A 21,966-nucleotide genomic window follows, 5' to 3' on the forward strand; every position below is an offset into this window, starting at 1 on the left:
ATGATTGATGGTACTACCAATTTCATCACGTCAGCTGGGTCGACAGGTGAACCTGACGCACCTGCGAGCTATTTCCGCCGCGAGTTCGATGTGCGCGTCGGTTTGATTCGAGGAACGTTGCGCGTCACTGCAATCGGGGTCGTGGAGCCACATCTGAACGGACAAGTGATTGGTGACGAGGTGCTGGTACCTGGTTGGACATCGTACCGCCACCGGCTGGCTGTCAGCAGTCACGACGTGACCCGACAATTGACCGTGGGACGCAACGTTGTCGGTGCGATCGTAGGGGAGGGTTGGGCGATCGGTCGGCTGGGTTGGGAGAACGCGCGCAATCACTATGCCAATCGACCAGCGCTGTATCTCGAGATGGTCCTCGAATACGAGAACCACACCATTGCCGTCGTGAGTGACGAGTCGTTTCGCGCCGGCACTGGCGGACTGCGCGTTAACAGCATCTACGACGGGGAGGTTTTCGACGCACGACTCGAACCCGAAAATTGGGATGTTGCTGGTTTCGACGATTCGTCATGGGGTGCGGTCGAAACATTCGACTGGCCCCTGGAGTCGCTGATGGACTCCGGTGCGGAGCCGATCCGGCGTACTCAGGAGCTTGCTCCGGTATCGATGACCTCGCACGCGGGCGGGCGGTCCATTGTGGATTTCGGTCAGAACATCTCGGGTTGGGTGCGTTTCACCGTAGAAGCCGACCGTGGTACGACCATTACTCTGCGGCATGCAGAGCTACTGACCGCGGGTGAACTCGATGTAGAAACAGTCAGGACCGCCAAGGCCACCGATGTGTTCATTGCGCGAGGCAAGGGCAAGGAGACGTTCGAACCCCGCTTCACGTTCCACGGGTTCCGCTATCTCGAAGTCGACGGTTGGCCTGGCAACCTGTGCGCCGACGACCTTCGCGCAATCGTTGTGCACAGTGACATGACACGGACAGGTTGGTTCGAGACCTCGAACGAGCTGGTGAATCGGTTGCACGAGAATGTGGTGTGGTCGATGCGTGACAACTTCGTCGGTGTGCCGACCGACTGCCCGCAACGCGACGAACGGCTCGGCTGGACCGGTGACATCAATGCATTTGCTCCGACCGCGGCTTACCTGTTCGACGTTCGCGGAGTTCTAGGCTCGTGGCTCGCAGATCTTGCAGCTGAGCAGCAGGACAAGGGGTACGTCCCGTGGGTAGTGCCGGATGTGCTGTCTACACCGTCCACACCCACCGCGCTGTGGTCCGACGTCGCCGTCAGCCTGCCGTGGGTTCTGTACCAGGAGTACGGAGAACTCGAGATTCTCCGACGTGCCTATCCGTCGATGACCGCATTCATCGACAGTGTCGAACCGCTTTTGGATGAGCATGGACTGTGGTCCCGCGGTTTTCAGTTCGGTGACTGGCTCGACCCCGATGCACCGATCGACAATCCCGCGGGCGGCAAGACAGACCGCCATCTGGTGGCAACTGCGTATCTGTGTAAGACTACGCGCGAATTGGCGCGCACTGCAGAGCTAGTCGGGAACGACGACGATGCCGTCCGGTATGCAGCACTCTCCGATCGGGTCCGTGCTGCATTTCGACGGGAGTACGTCACCGAGGCCGGACGCATCGTGAACGAATCGGCGACCGCCTACGCCCTCGCTATCGCCTTCGGCATTCTCGAGCACGAACAGCGTAGTCACGCAGGCAATCGACTCGCATCGCTCGTTGCCGAGAACGGCTTCATGATCTCGACCGGATTTGCGGGTACGCCTCTCGTAGCCGATGCGTTGTCGAGCACCGGTCACACCGTCGAGGCCTACGCGATGCTGATGGAGACACGGTGCCCGTCGTTCCTCTATCCAGTGACAATGGGCGCTACGACGATCTGGGAACGGTGGGACTCGATTCGACCCGACGGATCCATCAATCCGTCTGGCATGACTTCTCTGAACCACTACGCGCTTGGTGCGATTGCGTCGTGGTTGCACCGTGTAGTCGGCGGGATCGAACCGATAGAACCTGGCTACCGTCGTGTACGAATCGCACCGCAACCTGGTGCGGGCTTGACGTCGGCATCCACCCGGCATCGGACGGTGTACGGCAATATTGCTGTCAGCTGGCAAGTGGAGGGATCGAGTGTGCGCCTCGATGTCAGCGTGCCGACGGGTATCGACGCTGAGGTCACGCTTCCGTTGCATCCGGACGCGACACAGATTGTGGTGGGATCAGGCGACCACTCTTGGCGGTACGAACGACCGATCGCCGTTCCCGACCACACCATGCATACCAACTTGAACGTACTTGCCGCTGATCCCATCGTTTGGCAGCGCATCACCGAAGTATTCGGCAAACACTTGCCGGGCATCCCCATCGACGGGACCGCCCCCGAAGCGGCAGCAATGAGCCTGAACGTAGTGCTCCATCACATCCCCGGCGCCTCCGACGAACTGCATGCCGACCTCGAAAACGCCCTGCAGCCGAACCGATCCGAAGAAGGAACGCAATGACCGATCACGTCAGCCGACAACTGGACTCGACTACCTCCATGCAGGTTCGCCAACACGCCGCCCTGTTGTCGGGCCGAGACTTCTGGTCGTCCGTGGAGGGGGCCGGAATACGTTCGATCGTCATGGCCGACGGTCCGCACGGCGTCCGAATGCAAGGTGGTGAGGCCGACCACCTAGGGTTCAACCACAGTCAACCGGCGACGTGTTTCCCCCCTGGTGCCGGTTTGGCTTCGAGTTGGGATCCGGATTTGATGTGCGAGGTAGGCAAGGCGCTCGGGCGGGAGGCGCGCTCCCTCGGCGTCGATGTACTACTCGGGCCGGCGATCAACATCAAACGCTCACCGCTCGGCGGACGAACGTTCGAGTACTACTCCGAAGATCCTCGTCTCACCGGTGAGCTTGCCGTCGCATTCGTACGAGGCGTGCAGGGCACCGGCGTCGGAACCTCGGTCAAACACTTCGCCGTCAACAGCCAAGAGACCGATCGAATGCGTGTGAATGCGGTAGTGGACGAACGCGCGCTACGAGAGATCTATCTCTCTGCTTTCGAGTACGTCGTCAAGAACGCGTCGCCGACGTCGGTGATGAGTGCATACAACGCGATCAACGGCGAGTTCTGCTCGGAAAACCGGTGGCTACTGACCGAAATCCTTCGCGACGAATGGGGTTTCGACGGTCTTGTGGTGTCGGACTGGGGTGCGATCAAAGATCGCGTCGCGGCGCTCACGGCGGGGCTGGACCTCGAGATGCCAGGCTCCGGTGACGAGGGACCAGATGCTCTGGTTGCAGCGGTCATGGCGGGCAGCTTGGACGAGAAGCTCTTGGCTACCAGTGTCGGCCGGCTTCGCCGCCTTGCTGATCGAACTGCGATCACTACAGACTACGACCGGTCCTCGGACGTCGAAGCGCACCACCTGCTTGCCCGAAAGGCTGCCGGTGAGTCGATTGTTCTTCTCCGAAACGAGGCCGACACTCTGCCTCTACGCCGGGGTCAGAAGATTGCCGTCCTGGGCGAACTGGCAGTGGATCCGCAATTTCAAGGGGGCGGCAGCTCGCACGTCAATCCGACGAGGGTCGACCTTCCGCTCGACGAAATTCGAGACGCGTTGGGCGCCGAGCGTGTCGTGTACAGCGCCGGGTACTCCAGGACCGGCAATGTCACTGCGGCAAAGGAATTGATCGAATCCGCCTGCGAAGCAGCGTCTTCGGCAGATGTAGCGGTGATCTTCGTAGGCCTGTACGAGGAGGATCAGTCCGAGGGATTCGATCGCGAGCATTTGGACCTGCCCGCATCTCACCTCGCGTTGATCGACGCCGTCGCGAAAGTCGCAGCCCGCACGGTCGTCGTACTGTCGAACGGTGGCGTCGTGTCGCTCGAACCCTGGCACGACCAGGTGGATGCGATCGTGGAGGGTTGGGCTCTGGGGCAAGCCGTGGGAAGTGCGATCGCCGACGTGCTCACCGGCACGGTGAACCCTTCTGGACGGCTTGCCGAGACAATTCCGATGGCCCTGTCCGATACGCCGGCATTCCTCAATTTTCCGGGGGAGCAGGAAGTCGTGCGGTACGGCGAGAGTGTCTTCGTGGGCTACCGCTACTACACGAGCACGAATCGGGAGGTGCGTTATCCCTTCGGTCATGGGTTGAGCTACACGACCTTCGTCTACAGCGATCCGGACATCGTGGTGACCGCAAGTGACGCTGCTACAGCGCGAGTCACCGTACGAAACGACGGGCAGCTGGTTGGCTCCGAGGTTGTCCAGTTGTACATCGCCCCCGCACCATCGGATGTTCGGAGGCCCATCCGCGAACTCGCGGCCTTCGACAAAGTTGCGCTTCGACCGGGTGAGTCGAGAACGCTGTCGTTCGACCTCGACCGCCGGGTATTTGCACATTGGGATGCGTCGGGATCGCGATGGTGGGTGGATCCCGGCACATACGAATTACAGCTCGCCCGTTCGGCATCCGACATTGCTTACACACTGCAGTTTCGGCTCGACGGCGACGTCGAGGGCCCGTCGGACTTGACCCTCGACTCGACTGTCAAGAAGTGGTTCGAGCACCCGGTAGTCGGCCCACTGCTCCTGGACGTGATGGCAGCGAAGATGCCCGACGCCCAACGAGGTGATTCGAGTGAGAACTCAACCATGCTCAAGATGGTCGAGTCCATGTCGATGGGTCAGTTCGCTCGCTTTCCTGGAGTCGACTTGTCACACGGCGCACTCGACGATCTGCTGACCGCAGCTGGTCAGGAGACGTAACCGGGAACGATTCGCGCACGAGGTGTGCGCCTACGCCCGCGCCGCCGCCAGGTGCTCGGCCGATACTGGGACGTACACGCCGTCCAGGCCCGGAACCGCGCAGATCTCTTCGGCATCGGCTAGGCCCGTGGTGTTTCGATCATGGCGAGTACGACGGTGTCGCGGTTGGCCTCGGCGGGGTCGGGTCCGATGCGTAGTTGCGAGCGCATCGGACCGTGGGACCGGCCTCACCAGCGTGGATGAGCTCTCGTCACTGATTCAGGTGACGGCCTCGACCATCAGGCGATCTCGATCACCTCACCAAGCAGGGTCTGCTGGCCCGCACCTATGGCGGAGCCATTGCCATCGGCAGCCGCCACGAAGCGTCGGTGAAGCAGCGCTCGCTCGAAGGGTACGAGGCCCAACGACTCATCGCCGCCAAGGCCGCGGAGTACGTCCAGCCTGGGGAGAAAGTCCTTCTGGACGCCGGCACGACGGTCGGTGCCATGGCGGAGTACTTGCGCGACGCCGTCGATCTCACCGTCATCGCAGCGGGATTGACGGCGCTGGAGGCGTTGGCCGACGCCGACGCCGACGAGATGCACGTCGAATGCATCGGTGGCACCCTGCGGCACTTGAGCCAAGGCATTGTCGGTCCACTGGCCGAGGCGTCACTGCGTCGAGTGTCCTTCGACCGGGCCTTCCTCGGAGCAAACGCCGTTTCACGCGTGGGCCCCGATTCCGCCGGGCACCACCCTCATCACCGATTTCGACGCAACCCAGAAACAATGCGACGAGTTCCGGAACAGTGGTGTCGAGGTCGTTCTCGCGTAGCTGGCAATCTAGTTTGCCCGCTGGTGCAGGAGTTTGTTCACCCACGCCGCGAGGGCTGCTGCCACCAGGCCCACTGCGATACCAACCCCTGTGTCCAGAAGGCGCAGTACCGGCTGCACCCACCGAGCCGACGAACTGCCGAGGTCCGCGACGACCAGAACCACGGTCGAGGTGATCCCGGTGAGCACCGCATCCTGCGGACGACCGAGCGCCGCGGCCAGCAGGCTTCCCACTCCGATCACCACGCCGATTCCGATGGCGGTAACCGGGAAAATCAACAGGTATACAAGGCAGACAACCAGACTCATGACCGTCGCGGACAACCTGGTTCGAGCGTCGCCCAGTCCTTCGCTCACGCTCACCCGAAACACGAAGATCGTGGATACGACGGCCCACATCGCACCGATCTCTCTGGACTCCCTTGTCTCCGAAAGGATCGGGCCGACTCCGTCGACCAGGACCAGATAGGTGACGGTACAGGCGATTGCGAGCACCACCGAGCAGGCAACGTCATGTCGAGTAGGAGCTTTCGGAACACGAACGCTGTGCGGTTGGCGACTCATCGTTGCTAGTCACCCGGCGCCGACGGTTCGACGGTGCTCACCTGCGGTGGCTCCCGAAATCCGATCAGGTTTCCGAATGGGTCGAGCACCTGGCAGAGCGTTTCGCCGGTGAAGACCTTCTTGGGTCCGCGGTGTATTTCGCCGCCTCGACGAACGCAGTCGCCTACCACCCAGTCGAGATCGTCTACATCCCAGTAGGACACAGCGCCCGCTGTGAAGGCCGGTCGGTTGTACTCGTCGCTGATGTGTACGGTCAATCGCGTTCCGGCGACATCGAAAGCGGCCAGCTGTCGGTGAACATCCACCGGAGTGGTGCCGAGCAACGTGGTGTACCAGTCGATGGCCGCAGTCAGATCGTCCGCGAAATAGAAGACGTTTCCGACTCGCTGTATACCGTTGTTCACGGCTTCTCCGTTCGTGGTTCGGACTTTCGGGCGTGCAGTGCAATTGCGATGTCGTGCTTCTCGGAACCGGGTGCGTTGCCTTTCACGAACTGCAGCGCGCTGTCCACGGCGTCGTGGTCGGACCCCATCCACCGCTCATTACGCTGCCGCTCGTACTGGCTCCAGGACGGCACACTGAACTGCTCCACCATCGTGTCGTCGTCGAGGCTTCGGAAGAGGCTCCAGGTGAACGCCCCCGTCCGTTTCCGGGCCTTACCGACCGCCACCATCGCCGAAACGAAGTCGGCCCTGTTCGCGTCGTCGACGGGGTAGGTGACCGTCACCCGGACGGGTCCGTCGTCGGGAACCGGCTCGAACACGACGGTCGGGGTGGGCCACGCCGTCGAGACCGTGCGATCGAGAACGCCGGTCTCAGGCCGTAGCGGCAGTACGAACACACTCGCCGCGACGACGACGAGTGCAGCGGCTGCCAAAGCCAGTGCGTCGACAATTCCCACCTTCGACGCCAACCATCCCCACGCAAGTGAACCGATTGCCTGAGAACCCATGAAGACCAAGAGATAGACCGACATCCCACGTGCTCGCACCCACGACGCGAGAGAGAGCTGAATGGATGCATTCAGGGCGGTGAGCGTCGTGATCCATGCGACGCCGGACACCAGCAGGGCAGGTAAGACCAGCCACACCGGCAGCCAGACGACCGCGGCCACACCGATCGCGTAGCCGATGGCGGAACCGGCGAGCAGGGTGTTCGCGCCGAAGCGCCGCCGCAGCCAGGGAGTGACCGCCACCCCGATCACGGCGCCGACACCGAGTATGCCGAGCAGGACACCGTATCCGACGGATCCGAATCCGAGAACGGACGACGAGGCCGACGGCAGAAGCGCCCATAGTGCAGATGCGGGGAATGCGAACAGGGCAGAGCGCAGGATGATTCGTCGAACCACAGGGCCGGATCGGATGTAGCGGACTCCGGTGACGATCGATTCGGTGAGGCGCTCCCTGGCTGCGACCTCTCGCTTGGGGCGCTTCCAGGCGATGAGTACGCCGAGGGTGGCGAGGAAGGTGATTGCGTTGATCGCGAACACGAAAGTCGGACCAGCGACCGCGACGAGGATGCCGGCCAGTGCGGGACCGATGGCCCGTGCCCCGTTGACCGTGACGCTTCCCAACGCCGACGCTGCCGGAATTTGTTCGCGCGGAACCAATTCCGGCTGAATTGCCTGCCATGCCGGCGCAGACAAGGAAGCCCAGCAGCCGAGAACGAAGGTGCTGGCGAGGAGCCCCCACGGAGTCAGCGTGTCCGTCCAGGCAAGCGCGGTGAGGACAGCCCCGGTGAGGACCGAGCCGATCCCGAGCACGATCAGCAGAATTCTTCGGTCCAGAGCGTCGGCCAATGCGCCGGCCAGCAGGGCCAGAATCAGCGTGGGTAGCAAACTTGCTGTCTGTACCGCGGCAATGACGGTCGTCGACGCCTCGCGTTCGACCAGGAACCACTGTGCTCCGACCGTTTGCATCCAACTACCGATGTTGGTGACCAACTGGGCGATGAACAAGCTCCGGTAGATAGTGTTTCGCAGCGGTGCCCACGCCGACGTGCGGGTCGGCGCCGTTGGCGTGGTGGTCGTCATGAGATTCCTGCCGACCACTGGGCGAAGGTCTGCCATTCGACCTCGGGATAGTTCTCACGCAGGGAGGAAATGTCGGCGTCGTACCCGGTGTCGGTGAGAAACTGGAACATCGCCTGCATGTCGGGCGATGAGATCGACTCCGCTCGACCGGGGACGGGTTGCACAGGTCGATGGAAGACATCGCTGAGCGATGCGGCCATCTGCCGAAGTGTCGGTGCGTCGGAGGCGAGGTCTATCCGTCGCGATCCGAAGTTCGTCGGGTCGGCCAGGACGAGCGCTACGAAGCGTCCGAGATCGCGTCGCGACAGCTGTTGAAGCGGGGTGTCGAGTGGGAGTGGTACGTCGAGGTGTCCACTCTTGATTCGATCCAACCCGCCGAGGAGGTTGTCGTAGAAGTACGTAGGGCCCACGATGGTGAACGACAAACCTGACGCGCGTAGCAGGTTCTCCGTCTCGAGCTTCGACTCGAAGTGCGGGATACCGGTGTTTTTGTCGGCGTCCGCGACCGACGAGAACACGACATGCGGTACCTGCGCAGTGGTCAGTGCATCGACCAGCGCGGCCCCCTGCGCGGCCTCGGCTGCGGTGCCGTCCTCGAAGGGAGTCGTCATGACGAACGCGCCTTCGGAGTCCGCGAACGCCTTGGCGGTGGAGGTGCGATCGGTGATGTCGGCGACGACGATCTCCGCGCCGCGGGCCCGCAGCCGCTCGGCACCGGCGGACTCACGGCGAACCACCGCGCGGACTGGCATGTCGCGGAGCAGGAGCGCATCGACGACCGCACCGCCTTGCCCGCCGGTTGCGCCGACGATCGAATACGGTCTGCTCACGGTGGCTTCCCTCCCTGGGACGAATCGAACTAGGACGACAACGATGCTCGTCTCGTTCGGTATCCATCGCAACGGTGTTGGCAGCCAGTGCCGTTCGGTGTTGGTCGGTAGAGGGACTACCTGCTAGCGGGTATGGCGGCTGGTCGGGAGGGGTTGCCGCGCGCAGTCATCATTCGCGCAGGGCATCATCGATCATCGCGCCAACGGCGGAGGCACCTGCCGAAGTCATGATCGTCCCGGCGTGATCGAGTCCCATCATCGGGCGAACGGACGTCAGGTCGAGCCCTTCGATGACCTGCGGCGAGTACATCGGCTCGGAGTCGGCCCCGACGCTCCATTGTGCGTGCAGGAACCGAATCGGCATCGTCAGTTCACCGAACCGCGAGTCGCCGAAGAACACGTCGGTGGCGTCGGCGACGACCGCTGCGGTCGACAGTCGAACCGACCCGTCGGCCAGATCGTGTTCGGCGTACGTCCGTAGCAGCGGGTCGCTGCTGTCGAGCAGCGGCAACGAGGTCGACACCAAGAAGTCGACGTAGTCCTCGACAGCGTTCCAGTGCTGCTGAGTTCGAGCAATCTTGTCTCCGAACACAGCCTCTACGTTCTCTCGAGTCAGACCGGCAGGCGGTGCTACCGGAACGCCTCCGTCGACGAGAACGAGACTTTTCACAGCGGACGGGTATCGGGCAGCGAACTCCACCGCGACAAACGCACCCATCGACATCCCGCACACGTGCACGGCGCCCTGCCCCAACGTATCGACGACGGCTTTCAGGTCATCGGCGTGCTGGGCGAGCGCTGACGGTCCGGTGACATCGACGCTGTCACCTCGCCCGCGTAGATCCGGTGCGACAAGCGTCAGGTGTGGCGCTTCCGCGCGCAGCCAGCCCCACAGTTTGCGCTGGCTGGAGACCCCATGCACGACGAGAACGGGCTCGGTGGTCCCGGTATGAATTTGCACAGCGATGGATCCGCCTGATACCGGTACTCGATCGATGCTCATGGCGCTGACTCTAAGGGAAGCCCGCTGCCGCCGGCATGGATTCTCCCTCTACTGTTCGGCCCACGATATGGACAGAAACTCCGTTCCGAACTGTGTACCACCTGATCAGCGTGGTGTGACACCGATCAGCGGCGCGAGTTGTGTCGCAATGGGGTTCAGGTTGAGCTTGTCCGGATCGACTTTGGGTTTGGTGTCCCATGGCTGTGGTGTCTGCGGGTCGGCATAGACGATGCGACTGGCACTGCGGACGCCGGTGACGCTGCCCTGGGGCGTCAGACAGTTCGCCTCCAAATTGAGCGGGTAATCCACCTCGGTGGGATCGAAATTTGGATCCGTGGCCTTCTCTGCGTCCAGAATGAATTGTGTCCCCTCGTAGCCCATGGTGCACGGCGGCGGATTGTTCACCTCCAAGCCGGCGAAACTGAGATGGATGGATCCGTCGCCCTGGACGAGAGTGTGTGCTGCCGACGCTATCGACGGCAAGAAGATCAGTAGGGGTCTGAGAGCGAACGCCTTCGGAGCGTACAGAGACGTGAGCGAATCGATGTTGCTCAGGGTCGTGGTCAATGCCGGGCCGCCCTCGGCAACAAGGGCCCCGGTCTGGTCGCTCGCCGAAGTCCCGGTCCCGATCAGTCGGCGGACGTCAGGGTCGCTGCTGCGCAGCTGCGCCGTAACGGAATTCAGATCTGCGCTGAACTGTCCGATCGCAGACGACTGCTGCGACTGGGTGTCGAGCACCGTCCGGCTGTCACGGATCAGTTCGAGTGTCTGGGGCAGTGCTTCGTCGGCTGACCCGGACAGAGTGCCCAGTGAATTCACGAGTACCTCCAGATCTTCGCCCTTGCCGTCGAATGCGGCTCCGAGTTCTCTGACCGTTGTAGTGAGGCTCTCGAGTGGGATCGTCTTGATGAGCTGATCCGTGCTAGCCAAAACGTTCTCGACCGGGACCGGCGTACGAGTGTCGGCAGTGACAATGACCGACCCATCGGTGAGGTAGGGGCCGTCTTGGCCGGTCGGCTGTAGATCGACGTATTGCTCGCCGATGGCCGAGCGGTTCGCTACGACTGCCAGCGCTGAGGTCGGGATGCCCGGGCCTGATGTATCGAGCAGAAGTTCCACGCCGATACCGTTGCGGGTCAACGACAAAGCGCCGACGGTCCCGACCGGCACCCCTCGGTAAGTGACCTCGGCGTTGGTGAAAATACCTCCTGAGTCGGCAAATTGAGCGGTCACGCGATACTGGCCGTATCCGAGTAGGGTGTCGAGACGGACGTATTTTGCTCCGATGAAGACGGTGCCGATTACCGCAACGACGACAAATATCAGCAGCTGAACTCTGAGCAGTCGCGAGACCATAGCCTTGTCCCCATCGTGTGTTTCTCGATAAAGCGAGTCATGCGTGCCCGAAGACGTCCTCGGCGAGCGGTTGCCGTCGACGCGGGGTCAGATTCTTCCGCTCACGGGCAGTCAGACCACCCCAGATACCGTGTGATTCTCGGCGGTCGATGGCATAGCTCCTGCACTGATTCAAGACTGTGCATTGTGCGCAGATCGATCGTGCCTGTAATTCCAATCGAAACTGGTGGGGCCCTGACGGCGGAAAGAAGATATCGATTGGCAGTCGACGACATGCACCGTGAACCTGCCACGCTCCGCGTTCGCACTCCTCGTCCACACGGGGCCGATGATGTCCGGTGAGCATCATGTCCGACTCTCGGCTGGCTGCGGGCCGCCGACCACCGATGCGGCCACCCTCAGGTGATCCTCGGGAGCGAACTCGCGGTCGCTGCAGTAGATGAATCGGTCGGGCCGTACGAGAAAGCCGTCGGCGCCCGCTCGGCGCATCTGCCGCTCCAGCACCCCTTCGCTGTCCACGTAGTGGCCCGCAGCGACGGTGTGCGTCGCAATCGCCGAGGCGTACTCGAGTTTCACCTCGGAGACTCCGGCTTCGGCCAGTTCTCGTGGGATGGGTGCAGCCGGGAAGCCGATCCAGGTCCATCGGTTGCTAAGCACGGTATCCAGGCGAGTGGGCACGAGGTTCGATCCGATCACCCACGGTTGCTTGACGAATGTCCCACGCGGGCTGCGGTGGCGAGGTGAAGCGACGCCGAAGAACCCATCCTTGGTGCCGAGTTCGTACAGTGGTTTAAGTTTGTTTCCCTTGAGCAAGCCCGCAACGCCTGGAGCTTTCGACGCCGTCAGGAACAAGCCGTCACGTACGCGTGCTGCGAACTTGTTCTGCAGCATCACAATCCGGCCGATCCGAAGTGAAAAATTGGTCAGCTTTTCGACGTTGGGTCGTCGCTCGGATTCGTACGTTTGCAGCAGATCCGCATTTGCGTTGCCGCGGAGTACTGCATCGAGCTTCCAACAAAGATTGGCGACGTCGCGTACACCGGACGATACGCCTTGACCTGCGAACGGCGGCATGATGTGCGCGGCGTCCCCCGCAAGGAAGACTCGCCCTTTGCTCCACTGCTCAGCCTGCCTGATATGGAAGGTGTACCCCCAACTGCGGAATATCTCGACCTTGTCGTAGTCGATTCCGCGTTCCGCCAACAGACCCCTGAGGCCCGCTTCGGTCTGTAGCTGCTCTACCGTTTCACCCTTGTTGACGCGGTACTCGACACGGTGATAGCCCATCGGGCAAGGACAATCCACACCCGGCCGACGGGGGTCGGAGATGAAGGTGAAATCCAGCGGGGCGTTGGCCGGGAGGTCGTACCACGCGCGCAGCTGTATATCGAACCAAGGTTCTTCGATGTGTTTGCCCGGCAACCTGATACCGAGGAGCTTGCGCACGGAGCTCGATCCACCGTCGGCGGCAATCACATAACGCGATGTGATCAGCTGGTCCTCTCCGCCGTCGACAGGACGGAGGGTGGTGGTGACCGAATCGTCGGTCTGACGCAGACCGACAGCTTCGAGGCCCGATCTGACCGTGACCGAGGGGAACCTGGCTATTCCTTCGCGCAGAACGCGTTCGAGCTCGGGTTGGTGGTAGTACGCCGTACCCGGCACACCCTGGTCACGACTTTCCGCCGAAGGAACCGAAAGAAACGTCGTGTTGCCGTGTTTGAAATGCACACGGACATCGGCGGACATGGTGGTCAGCATGTCGTCGAACAATCCGAGCCCCTGCCAGACACGATGAGCGTCCTCGTCCGACGCTATCGCTCGTTGGCGCGGAAAAATCGAAATGTCACGTTCGATCACTGCAGTGGTGATCCCGCGTTGTCCCAGAAGATTCGCCGCCGTAGCACCTGTCGGACCCAACCCGACGATGACAACATCGACATCAACGTCGCCATTGCTTTCCGGCAGGGGACGAATCTGGTTGCTGTTCACGTGTATTCCTATCGATTGTCGAGGTCTGCGACCGCGCCCGCGATGGCGAATCCGCCGGCGATCAGGCAACCGGCGATCCTTGTTTTCCTGGGCAGCTGGGCGGTCAGTGCGAAGGCGCCCGTATCCCAGACATCGACGACGACTCCTGCGCGTAACAGAGGACGCACGATGTTCGGAGCGTAGCGCGTAGCGGCGAGTAGGCCGCCGCCGATATAGATTTCGCGGACCCCGAATGTCCTTGCGGCAGCCCGGGTCGTGGCCAATGAGGCATCGGGGCCGGCGAGGAGCTCGTTCGCGCGGGTGGGGGCAATCATGTGCGCGACGCCGATCGCGGCTCGGGCGGCCCCCACGATTTCGGGGAGATACTCGAGGAGGGAATACCTGTCTCGAGGTGCAGGAGCGGTGGAGAGGCGCATGAGGGGGTCCTAAAGTTTGGTGGGCTGGGAAAGATGCTGTGCGACAGTAAGAGCGTGCGGAATGCTGTCGTCGAGGGAGTGACTATGCCGACGCGAGGCGTCGTAGCTTCCCTACCGGTTTCTTGATTCCGTAGGCGACGACGGTTTTTCTACCGTCGGCGTGTGTCCATTCGAGCAGTGCCGCCCCGTCGTCGACGGATCCTTCCAGGATGGTCGGCGCTCCTTGGGCAGGGAGTGGACCGACCACCTTGATGGACAAGCCGAGGACTTCGGTCCAGAAGTAGTCGTCGGTCGGCTCACACGTCGGCTCGACGCCGAGGGCGGAGGCAGCGGCGACTTTGCCCTGCGCGACGGCAGCGGACCAGAATGGGGTTCTGGTCGGTGTATCGGAGCCGAGCGCATAGGTGACGTCACCGGCTGCGAAGACGTTGTCCGCTGTTGTAGCGCAACGACGATCGATACCGATGCCGTGCGCGTCTGCGATGCCGGTGCCGTCCAACCACTGCGTACTGGGGACCTCTCCTGCGCACGTGACCACCAGGTCGGCGTGCAGTTTCTCTCCCGAGATATCTACCCCGTCGACCGGATCGCCGATCAGGACCGCGGGACGATCCAGTCGGTGGAAGTCGACGAGGGTGGATTCAGTGCGGGTCGCAATCGCGTCGGAGAGAAACGGTCCGAGAATGCGTTCGAGAGGCGCGTCGACATCGACGACGGTGACCGCAATGCCGCGGGCGGCACATGCGCTGGCGACCTCCATCCCGAGGAAGCCTGCTCCGACGATGATCGCCGAGGTTGCTGTGTCGAGCCGTTTTCCGAGTTCGGTTGCGTCGGCACGGGTTCGCAGCACCAGCTCACCGGTCAGGCCGGGTTCGGCGATGCGACGGGCGGCGGCACCGGTGGCAACGATCAACTCGTCGTACGGAATACGTTGTAGATCGGAGGTGTGCAGCACGCGCTCTTCGGTATCCAGACCGGCCGCGGGTGACGCGATCATGGTGATGTCGAGGTCGGACATGTCCCACGCCTCGGACTGTCCGTCAGCATTCTTCAGGACGTGCTTCGACAGTGGTGGACGAGCGTAACAACCGTCCGGATCTGCACCGATCATCGTGATCGGGCCGGTATGTTCGAGTCGGCGCAGTTCCCGCGCGGCGGTGCAGCCGGCGATGGAATCCCCGACGATCACAACTCGGCGTTCCGCCTGACTCACTTCTGTTCTCGCAGTGCAGCGACCGGACACGCCCCGATCGCGGACCTGGCGCCGGCCGCGAGATCGTCCGGTACGTCACCGCCGTCGTATGCGTAGTGAAGGTCTCCCTCGTCGTCGAGGCTGAACACGTCCGGGGCTTGTTCGGCGCAGATACCGTGGCCCTCGCAGCGGTCCCAGTCGATGTCGATCTTCATGGTGTTGTCCCTTCTGCTGCAACCAATTTCAATGGAAGGCGGTCGAACCGATGAATGACGTTGTTGACGGCCCACCGCGGTGTGCCGGCAGGTTCGATGCGCTCGACACGGCGGGCGAGTAGGCGTAGAAGTGTTTGAGTCTCCAGCCGGGCCAACCCCTGACCGGCACATCCGTGCACACCGGATCCGAAGCCGAGTTGGCGGGCAGCATCTCGGGTGATGTCGAACGTGTCGGGATCGTGCCATTCGCGGGGGTCTCTGTTGGCGGAGGCGTAGATCACCAGGATTCTCGCACCCGCGGGAACGGGTGCACCGCCGATGTCGGTATCTCGGACCGCGCGTCGGGAAAATGCGCGTAATGGTGACTCGTACCGAACCACTTCGTTGACCGCGTTGGGAATTCGGTCAGGATCGTCTCGGAGAATCTGCCACTGTTCGGGGTTGTGCGCGAACAGATGCAGTGCGCTCGAGATGGCGCCGATGGTGGTGTCGAGAGACGGGGCCAAGTAGTCGATCATCAGTGCTGGACACTGGGACTCGGGAATTTTGTTCTCGTCCGCTGCGGTGAGGACATCGGCACCCATGCTCCCGGGCAGAACAGACCGTTCGCGGACCACGCGTTTGGAGAATGCCATCATCTCCCCAGCGGCCTTGGCTGCTCCGATGGACTGCCGATTGATCGGTCCCAGAGAGTCGAATGTTGCTCCTGCCCAACGAAGCAAGTTCTCACGTCCCTCCTCGGGCCATCCCACCAGATCGGGTACGATCGACGTCGGTAGTGCAGTAGCGAGATCGTCGACCCCGTCGACAAGACCCTTCGCCAACGCGGTGTCGACGATCTGCTCGGCCTTCTCTTCCACAGCAGCTCTCATCGTGCGTACTGCCTTGGGCGTGAGACGGTGGGCGAGTACCGAACGTTTGAGTGCGTGTTCGTCGCCGTCGCTGTTCAACGTTGTTCCGCGGCCCAGACGATTGGCCACCGGGTTCAGTGCCACGCCGTCTCCGGAGATGAACGTCTCGTCGTCGAGCAACACGGTTTTGCAGTCGGCGTATCGAGATACGGCGTAGGCGCGATGTCTGGGCAGCCATACGACGGGCCCGAGTGCGCGCAGTTCAGCGTAGTGCGGGTAGGGATCGAGGATCGCGGATCGGGAGTAGATGTTGCTTCGGTACTGAGGGACCGAGACTTCAGTTGCCATCAGCATTTCCTAACTTCGGGAGGCCGGCACGGCGGCCTCGACGGACGCCCCGGAGAGGGCACCACCTCGGGCATCGACAGGGGTGGCAGACGCGGGCACCACTGTGTGGAGTGCTGCGAGTGATCGGCTGGTGGCCATGACTGTCCTGTCGGGCCGTACGATGGCCGCGACCGCGTGGCCGCGACGTAGCCAGCGTCCGAGGGCTGAGGACGTGGTGACGTCCAGGACGTGTGCACCTCGCCGCTGGATTTCGCGGTGTTGTTCGTCCGTAGGCTTGGTCAGGGTCACGACGACGAATTGGTCGGGCGCAACATCGTCGAACCGCCTGCCGTCCCCGAGTGCTGGATTCGGGCACAGCGTGCCGGCCAACCCTCGCCGCGCTGGGGTTCGCCGCACATAAGCCGAATTACGCAGTGCTGGAGTGGCGCTATCGGTTACCCGATTCGACACACCGGGCATTCGCGTAGCGAGAGGGAACAATTTCTGCCGCAGTGCGGCGGATCGAGCCCCACCTCCGGTCATTGCCCACCCGACGGTCACCGCGAGCTTGATCATCGATTCGGCGTGTGGCGCGCGTTCCTGCTGGTAACTCTCGAGCGCGGATTCTGGTTGTACTCCGCGAACCACACCGGCAAGCTTCCAGATCAAGTTCTTCGCATCGCGCACCCCAGCGCCCATTCCCTGCCCGATGAACGGGGGAGTGAGGTGGGCGGCGTCGCCGAGCAGGAAGACTCGACGGTCTCGCCAACGGTCCGCCACCTGAGCGCGGAACGTGTACTCCGCTACCCTGATGAGCTCCATATCGGCGTCGGCAGTGCTCGAAATCCAGGGAGCGATGAGAGGACGAACCGAATCGAGATCCGGATAGTCCGCCGTGGATTCGCCGTCGTGCAGCCGAAATTCCCACCGATATCGTCTGGCGCCGATCCGCATGTACGTTCCGGCCCGCTCGGGATCGGAGAGCTGATGCACTCCGTCCCACTGCTTCAGGTCGCTGTCGGTGGCGACATCGATCACCAGCCAGCGTTGCTCGAAGCCCAGATCTCGCATCGTGGAACCGATGCGAGCGCGGACCGTACTGTTCGCCCCATCGCATCCCAGTACGTAGTCGGCTGTGACGTGGTGGCGGTCGCCGGATGTCCGGTCGATGTACCGGACTACAGCGTGCTGACGCCTGTTGGCGACGTCGGTGACTTCGACCTCGCCGCGGAACGTGACGGTGTCGTACCCGTTCATCGCTGTGCGCAGGACGTGTTCGAGCTCGGGCTGGTCGAACATGTTCGCCGGAGGATAACCGTGTGGGGCGTCATCGGGGTCACGGACGAACTCCGCGATGGTGCGCATGTCCCGATCTATCAGGCGCAGTCCAAGCCCGGGGCGAGAGATCGAGGCGAAGTGGTCGGCGACACCCAAATCACCTAGTATGCGGTAGATTTCGTCGTCCAGGTGTACCGCGCGGGGTTGAACGAACACATCGTTCCAGCGATCGAGAACGAGACACTCGATACCGAACCTCGCCAATAGGCACGCGGCCACCATGCCTGTAGGACCGGTTCCGATGATGACCACCGGATAGTGCTGCGTGGTCATAGCGCGGCGTCGATTCGCCACTCGATCGGATAGCGTCCGAGAAGGTCGTCGATCAACGAGTGCTCGATGCTGCCGCTGATGACCACCACCACGGATCCATCGACGATATTCGTGCTTATTCGAGATGCGTCGACGGTTCCCCTCAAGGCGTCGATGGCTGCAACGCGAGCAGCGTTCGCACGAAGCGCGATTTTGTACGGTTTTCCGACGTCGGTTACGGGAAGTGCATCGAGAACGGTCACGGTCCTCGGAGCTGCCGCGGGTTCTACGACGTGTGCACGAGCCCATGCTTCGAGTTCCGGCACGTTGACGTCGGCGCCAGGGCTGACGGTCACGTAAGCGACGGGTACCTCACCGGCATGTGGATCGGGGCTCCCCACCGCAGCGGCGCCCGTGACGTTCGGATGTGCGAGCAGTGCGTCTTCGATTGTGGCGGGGTCGATGTTGTGCCCCCCGCGGATGATGAGGTCCTTTGCGCGACCAGTCAATTGCACGAACCCGTCGGCGTCGACCCGTCCGAGATCGCCCGTGTCGAGCCACCCGTCGACCAACTTCCCGAGTCCATCGAGGTCGAAGCCAGTCTCGTTTCGCCCCAAGACGTAGCCGGCGAACACCGTCGGCCCGCTGATGACGATGGTTCCGGTTTCTCCTGCAGGCAACTGTATCCAGCTACCGGCGTCCGTTTGCCGAACGGCCTCGATCTGCTGGTACGGCATACGCTGTCCCACCGAGTCCGGTCGTGGGAATGCAGCGAAACTGCGGGCGCTCGCGCAGGTCGCCTCAGTCAGGCCGTAACCCTGGAGCAGGGGGACGCCGGTGCGGGTTTCGAAACTGTCCCTGACCGCAGGGGGCAGCGAGGACGCTCCGACGATGCACGAGGTGAGACTGGAGATGTCGGCGTCGACCGTGCACTGCGCGAGTACGGAATACACTGTCGGTACTGCACTCATTGCCGCGACGCGGTACTGCTCGACAATTTTCCAGAACTCGGCGTAGAGCGGTAGGTCGCGGTAGCCAAGTGGTCCGGCCCACACGACGGTCTGGCCTCGAAACAGAGGTGCCAACAGCGTGACGACAACGGCGTTGACATGGAAGAGGGGTAGCGCCGCAAACAAAGTCGAATCGCTTCCGACCGCGGAGTTGAGCGCCACCATCCAGGCGTTGGCGATTTCGTTTCCGTGCGTGTGCGCCGCGAGTTTCGGGTCTCCGGTCGTTCCACCGGTATGGAACAACGCAGCTATGTCGTCTACCGCAGCTGCTCCCCCGGTGAACTGACGGCCTGGTTCAACCGAATCGGCCAGGTATGCGATGTGTACACCGTCGATTCGATCCAGACTCGGCGGTTCGCCGCTTGCACCGGTCGGTCGGAGCGCAAACAGTGCCGTCACGTTGCCGTCGGCAGCGATCTCACACGCGGTGGACCAGACTGTTCCATCCAGTTCCGGTCCTGCGGCAATTACCACTCGGGCACCCGCGCGGGCGAGAAGCTTCGAGATGTGTCGTCCTGACAGGCCGGGGTTGATCGGTGCCGCGATACCCGCGGCTTGGGCCGCCAAAGTAGCGGTGACAAGTTCGGCGCAGTTCGGGGAGAGTAGCGCGACAGCATCGTTGCGTCCGATACCGTTGTCGTGCAGCAACTGTGCGACAGCTTCCACCTCCGCGAGAAGTTCCGCGAAGGTCCGGCGAACCGGCTCTTGCCACCGGGCCGCATCGGGCAGCACCACGATCGCATCGCGCTCGGGCCACATGGCTCCTGCCCGTTGGAGAAGCGAGTAGGTGCTCGCGGGGAGACGACGCTCTGCGAGGGGGACCGATTCCACGTCCGCGAGATCGTCGGGCCCGTCCAGCGTCGGCCACAGAAGATCTTCGGCCACAGTGGGCGTCATTGTGCGTACCTGACGGTGGTGCGCTGGATACCGAGGTCGAGCATGCCGTCGTCGGTGGCAATGTTCAGTTCGACGATGTCGCTGTCCTTCAGGTACTTGGGATTGCCGGCTTGCCGCTTGAAGAATGCCTTCCACTTCACCGCGGGCGGAAGCAGCGAACCGATGATCTCGATCGGCTTCGGCGGCGCTTTCAACGCGGTACCGCCAGGCGTGCCCGTCAGGACCAGATCACCGGGGTCGAGGCGCTGGAATCCGCTCAGAACCTTCAAAGCTTCCGTCGGGCGATAGATCATGTCGTGCACAGTGCTGTTCTGCCGCACTTCACCATTGACGCGCAACATCAGACGTAGCTGTTCGAACCGGTCGAAGTCGCCGTCCTCGAGTACCAGAAGAACGGGCCCGACGGGTGTGAACGTGGGATACGACTTCGCCTCGTAGAACTGAGTTTTGGGGAGTTGGACGTCACGAGCGGACACGTCGTTGGTGATCACCAACGCAGCAACATGGTGTGCTGCGGTGGCGTCGTCGACGGTTGTGCCGACCGGAAGGGAGGTTCCGATGACGAGACCGATCTCGACCTCGTAGTCGAGAAGCTGGACGTGGGCGGGTTTGACGATGTCGTCGGCTGGCCCGCTGATCGATCCGGATGCTTTGCGGAAGAACGTGAGTGGGACCGTCTCGGGGTTCATGCCCGAATCTTTGACGTGCGAGCGGTAATTGGTCATCTGCGCGACGACGCGGCATGGCGCGGTGACGGGGGAGATCAGGTCGAGCGTTTCGACGTCAACTGTGTCGGTGCCGCGTGTGGCTGCGTCGATGGCAGGACGGTCAGCCAACAGTTCAGCCGTTGTCGTTGCCGAAGTGTCGATCTTCGATGCGCCGCTGGATAATTGAACCCACCATGCGTCGGAGGTGCGAAGGACCGAGATGCTCATGTGGACGCTACTTTCAGAAGGCCGCGGAGGCGTTCGGAGTCGAATTCGTTGTCGGTGCGGAGAGAAGTGACGATCGAGCGAAGTTCTTCGAGTGATGCTTTACCAGGAGAGATTCCAAGAAAGTCCTTGGTGGCGGGAGGTCCCCACTGGGCCAGGCCCGTCGCGGTCATCGGTGCCCACCCTGGTTCGAGTGAGGCGTCGAAGAGGTCGCCGTCGCTGAAATGCTCGACGAGAAAACCGTCGGGATCGCGCCAGTAGTCGAAGATTTGGCTGCCCTGGATATGGCGGCCGATGCCCCACGAGTGCGTGTATCCCCGTTCGGTGAGGTACCTGTTGCCTGCACCGATGGCATCGAGGTCGCACACTTGGTAGGCCGAGTGCACGTAGCGGTCCGACGGACCCAAAGCCATGGCGAGTGTGTGGTGGTCGGTCGGAGTGCCGCCCCGGTCGCATCGGATGAAGCTCATCACCGGGCCGCGTTGGCGCTGGCCGTCGTAGTAGAGAAAGTCGCTGACGATGAGTCCGAGGTGCCGGAGGTACCAGTCGAGGTTCTCCAGGTAGCGGGATCGTTGGATGACGACGTGGCCGAGGCGTTCGACGCGGGCGGGTTCACGCGGTGGGCGCTGAGTGGCATTGAGACGCGGCGCGTCGGAAGTAGCGGTGTGACGGGTTCCGAAGTTGTATTCGTGCACTCGCTGCCCGGGTAGCTCGGGGTGTGCGTCGAGTTCGGCCACGACCTTGACGGTCTGTCCGCTCGGATCGGTGAGCGTGACCGCGACCCCGCCGATCGTGTCCGGAAGCCGGTGGACTCGGTTGCCGGTCGCCTCGGCCAAGCGCATCACGTCCGAGGCGTCGGCGGCGCGAAAAGCGGCGCCGACGAAGCGAGTGCGAGTGCCTTTCCGGATGATCACGCACGGCGAACCGACGGTGGTACCGCGTAGGTGAAGCTCGTTGTCTGTAGACAGCGACACGGTGAAGCCGAACGCCTCAGCGAAGGCCCGAGCCTTGATCAGGTCAGGTTTCTGAAACTCGAGCCACGCAATGTCGTGCACTTTGATGGTGGGGTTCGAGACCCGACCAGGGTGCTCGCCGGGAAGGGCGCCCTGGTCGACGTGAATATCTCGGTGGCCGTCGACGTCCGGCGTCGCCGTGATCGGTGGTGTCATCTGCACTCCTCCAAACCTTATGAC

At 62.6% G+C, this 21,966-nt stretch carries 18 protein-coding genes and 1 pseudogene; 3 read left to right on the forward strand and 16 right to left on the reverse strand.

Annotation, left to right across the window (positions count from 1 at the left end; genetic code table 11):
* The 3 genes and pseudogenes from D8W71_RS08270 to D8W71_RS27890 all read left to right on the forward strand — a co-directional run.
* A complete protein-coding gene (locus D8W71_RS08270) occupies positions 1 to 2,490 on the forward strand; it encodes a family 78 glycoside hydrolase catalytic domain (RefSeq protein ID WP_121112577.1) in 2,490 nt (829 codons plus the stop codon).
* Complete coding sequence (locus tag D8W71_RS08275) at positions 2,487 to 4,751, forward strand: glycoside hydrolase family 3 C-terminal domain-containing protein (protein ID WP_236077791.1); 2,265 nt, start codon at positions 2,487 to 2,489, stop codon at positions 4,749 to 4,751. Before D8W71_RS08270 ends, D8W71_RS08275 begins: the two co-directional genes overlap by 4 nt.
* Positions 4,752 to 5,119: 368 nt before the next feature.
* Positions 5,120 to 5,398 (forward strand): annotated as a pseudogene (locus D8W71_RS27890) (DeoR/GlpR family DNA-binding transcription regulator); the annotation flags it as partial.
* A 174-nt stretch (positions 5,399 to 5,572) separates the two neighbouring features.
* Here D8W71_RS27890 and D8W71_RS08285 read toward each other — a convergent pair.
* From D8W71_RS08285 to D8W71_RS08360, 16 genes are all read right to left on the reverse strand, one after another.
* Positions 5,573 to 6,061: an FUSC family protein gene (locus D8W71_RS08285; protein ID WP_161965425.1), complete on the reverse strand. Its 489-nt coding sequence runs from the start codon at positions 6,059 to 6,061 to the stop codon at positions 5,573 to 5,575.
* Positions 6,062 to 6,132: 71 nt separating this feature from the next.
* Positions 6,133 to 6,531 carry a VOC family protein gene (locus D8W71_RS08290; RefSeq protein WP_161965426.1) on the reverse strand — a complete coding sequence of 133 codons (399 nt, stop codon included), beginning with the start codon at positions 6,529 to 6,531 and terminating at the stop codon, positions 6,133 to 6,135.
* The gene (locus D8W71_RS08295; protein ID WP_121118811.1) at positions 6,528 to 8,162 is read right to left on the reverse strand and encodes an MFS transporter; all 1,635 of its coding nucleotides are present in this window, start codon (positions 8,160 to 8,162) and stop codon (positions 6,528 to 6,530) included. Before D8W71_RS08295 ends, D8W71_RS08290 begins: the two co-directional genes overlap by 4 nt.
* Positions 8,159 to 8,992, reverse strand: coding sequence for an NmrA/HSCARG family protein (locus D8W71_RS08300; RefSeq protein ID WP_121112583.1), 834 nt, complete (start codon positions 8,990 to 8,992; stop codon positions 8,159 to 8,161). Before D8W71_RS08300 ends, D8W71_RS08295 begins: the two co-directional genes overlap by 4 nt.
* A 169-nt stretch (positions 8,993 to 9,161) precedes the next feature.
* A complete protein-coding gene (locus tag D8W71_RS08305) occupies positions 9,162 to 9,995 on the reverse strand; it encodes an alpha/beta fold hydrolase (protein ID WP_121112585.1) in 834 nt (277 codons plus the stop codon).
* 105 nt (positions 9,996 to 10,100) lie between these two features.
* Complete coding sequence (locus D8W71_RS08310) at positions 10,101 to 11,351, reverse strand: MCE family protein (protein WP_121112587.1); 1,251 nt, start codon at positions 11,349 to 11,351, stop codon at positions 10,101 to 10,103.
* 37 nt (positions 11,352 to 11,388) lie between these two features.
* Entirely contained in the window at positions 11,389 to 11,700 is a 312-nt protein-coding gene (locus D8W71_RS28370) for a WhiB family transcriptional regulator (protein ID WP_161965427.1), read from the reverse strand.
* On the reverse strand, positions 11,697 to 13,343 hold the full coding sequence (locus tag D8W71_RS08320; RefSeq protein WP_161965428.1) for an FAD-dependent monooxygenase: 1,647 nt from the start codon (positions 13,341 to 13,343) through the stop codon (positions 11,697 to 11,699). The genes D8W71_RS28370 and D8W71_RS08320 overlap by 4 nt, the downstream gene beginning before the upstream one ends.
* Before the next feature lie 8 nt (positions 13,344 to 13,351).
* A complete protein-coding gene (locus tag D8W71_RS08325; RefSeq protein WP_121112591.1) occupies positions 13,352 to 13,759 on the reverse strand; it encodes a hypothetical protein in 408 nt (135 codons plus the stop codon).
* A gap of 82 nt (positions 13,760 to 13,841) precedes the next feature.
* On the reverse strand, positions 13,842 to 14,972 hold the full coding sequence (locus D8W71_RS08330) for an NAD(P)/FAD-dependent oxidoreductase (RefSeq protein WP_121112593.1): 1,131 nt from the start codon (positions 14,970 to 14,972) through the stop codon (positions 13,842 to 13,844).
* Positions 14,969 to 15,166, reverse strand: coding sequence for a ferredoxin (locus tag D8W71_RS08335; protein WP_121112595.1), 198 nt, complete (start codon positions 15,164 to 15,166; stop codon positions 14,969 to 14,971). Before D8W71_RS08335 ends, D8W71_RS08330 begins: the two co-directional genes overlap by 4 nt.
* Complete coding sequence (locus D8W71_RS08340; RefSeq protein WP_121118815.1) at positions 15,163 to 16,365, reverse strand: cytochrome P450; 1,203 nt, start codon at positions 16,363 to 16,365, stop codon at positions 15,163 to 15,165. The genes D8W71_RS08335 and D8W71_RS08340 overlap by 4 nt, the downstream gene beginning before the upstream one ends.
* Before the next feature lie 9 nt (positions 16,366 to 16,374).
* Positions 16,375 to 17,955, reverse strand: coding sequence for a bifunctional 3-(3-hydroxy-phenyl)propionate/3-hydroxycinnamic acid hydroxylase MhpA (gene mhpA / locus D8W71_RS08345; RefSeq protein ID WP_121112596.1), 1,581 nt, complete (start codon positions 17,953 to 17,955; stop codon positions 16,375 to 16,377).
* Positions 17,952 to 19,841, reverse strand: a complete 1,890-nt coding sequence (locus D8W71_RS08350) for an acyl-CoA synthetase (RefSeq protein WP_201265295.1) — start codon at positions 19,839 to 19,841, stop codon at positions 17,952 to 17,954. Before D8W71_RS08350 ends, mhpA begins: the two co-directional genes overlap by 4 nt.
* Positions 19,838 to 20,776 (reverse strand): fumarylacetoacetate hydrolase family protein, encoded by a 939-nt coding sequence (locus D8W71_RS08355; RefSeq protein ID WP_121112598.1) that lies wholly within the window; start codon positions 20,774 to 20,776, stop codon positions 19,838 to 19,840. The genes D8W71_RS08350 and D8W71_RS08355 overlap by 4 nt, the downstream gene beginning before the upstream one ends.
* A complete protein-coding gene (locus D8W71_RS08360; protein WP_121112600.1) occupies positions 20,773 to 21,942 on the reverse strand; it encodes a VOC family protein in 1,170 nt (389 codons plus the stop codon). The genes D8W71_RS08355 and D8W71_RS08360 overlap by 4 nt, the downstream gene beginning before the upstream one ends.
* Positions 21,943 to 21,966: the final 24 nt, after the last annotated feature.

Origin of the sequence: Rhodococcus sp. P1Y (assembly GCF_003641205.1) — a bacterium.
Taxonomy (GTDB): domain Bacteria; phylum Actinomycetota; class Actinomycetes; order Mycobacteriales; family Mycobacteriaceae; genus Rhodococcoides.

Excerpts from the sequence above, each read along its gene's own strand:
- D8W71_RS08270 (WP_121112577.1), top strand. The coding sequence starts at position 1 with ATGATTGATGGTACTACCAATTTCATCACGTCAGCTGGGTCGACAGGT.
- D8W71_RS08275 (WP_236077791.1), top strand. The coding sequence starts at position 2,487 with ATGACCGATCACGTCAGCCGACAACTGGACTCGACTACCTCCATGCAG.
- D8W71_RS08295 (WP_121118811.1), bottom strand. The coding sequence starts at position 8,162 with ATGACGACCACCACGCCAACGGCGCCGACCCGCACGTCGGCGTGGGCA.
- D8W71_RS08305 (WP_121112585.1), bottom strand. The coding sequence starts at position 9,995 with ATGAGCATCGATCGAGTACCGGTATCAGGCGGATCCATCGCTGTGCAA.
- D8W71_RS08310 (WP_121112587.1), bottom strand. The coding sequence starts at position 11,351 with ATGGTCTCGCGACTGCTCAGAGTTCAGCTGCTGATATTTGTCGTCGTT.
- D8W71_RS28370 (WP_161965427.1), bottom strand. The coding sequence starts at position 11,700 with ATGATGCTCACCGGACATCATCGGCCCCGTGTGGACGAGGAGTGCGAA.
- D8W71_RS08325 (WP_121112591.1), bottom strand. The coding sequence starts at position 13,759 with ATGCGCCTCTCCACCGCTCCTGCACCTCGAGACAGGTATTCCCTCCTC.
- D8W71_RS08335 (WP_121112595.1), bottom strand. The coding sequence starts at position 15,166 with ATGAAGATCGACATCGACTGGGACCGCTGCGAGGGCCACGGTATCTGC.
- D8W71_RS08340 (WP_121118815.1), bottom strand. The coding sequence starts at position 16,365 with ATGGCAACTGAAGTCTCGGTCCCTCAGTACCGAAGCAACATCTACTCC.
- mhpA (WP_121112596.1), bottom strand. The coding sequence starts at position 17,955 with ATGACCACGCAGCACTATCCGGTGGTCATCATCGGAACCGGTCCTACA.
- D8W71_RS08350 (WP_201265295.1), bottom strand. The coding sequence starts at position 19,841 with ATGACGCCCACTGTGGCCGAAGATCTTCTGTGGCCGACGCTGGACGGG.
- D8W71_RS08355 (WP_121112598.1), bottom strand. The coding sequence starts at position 20,776 with ATGAGCATCTCGGTCCTTCGCACCTCCGACGCATGGTGGGTTCAATTA.
- D8W71_RS08360 (WP_121112600.1), bottom strand. The coding sequence starts at position 21,942 with ATGACACCACCGATCACGGCGACGCCGGACGTCGACGGCCACCGAGAT.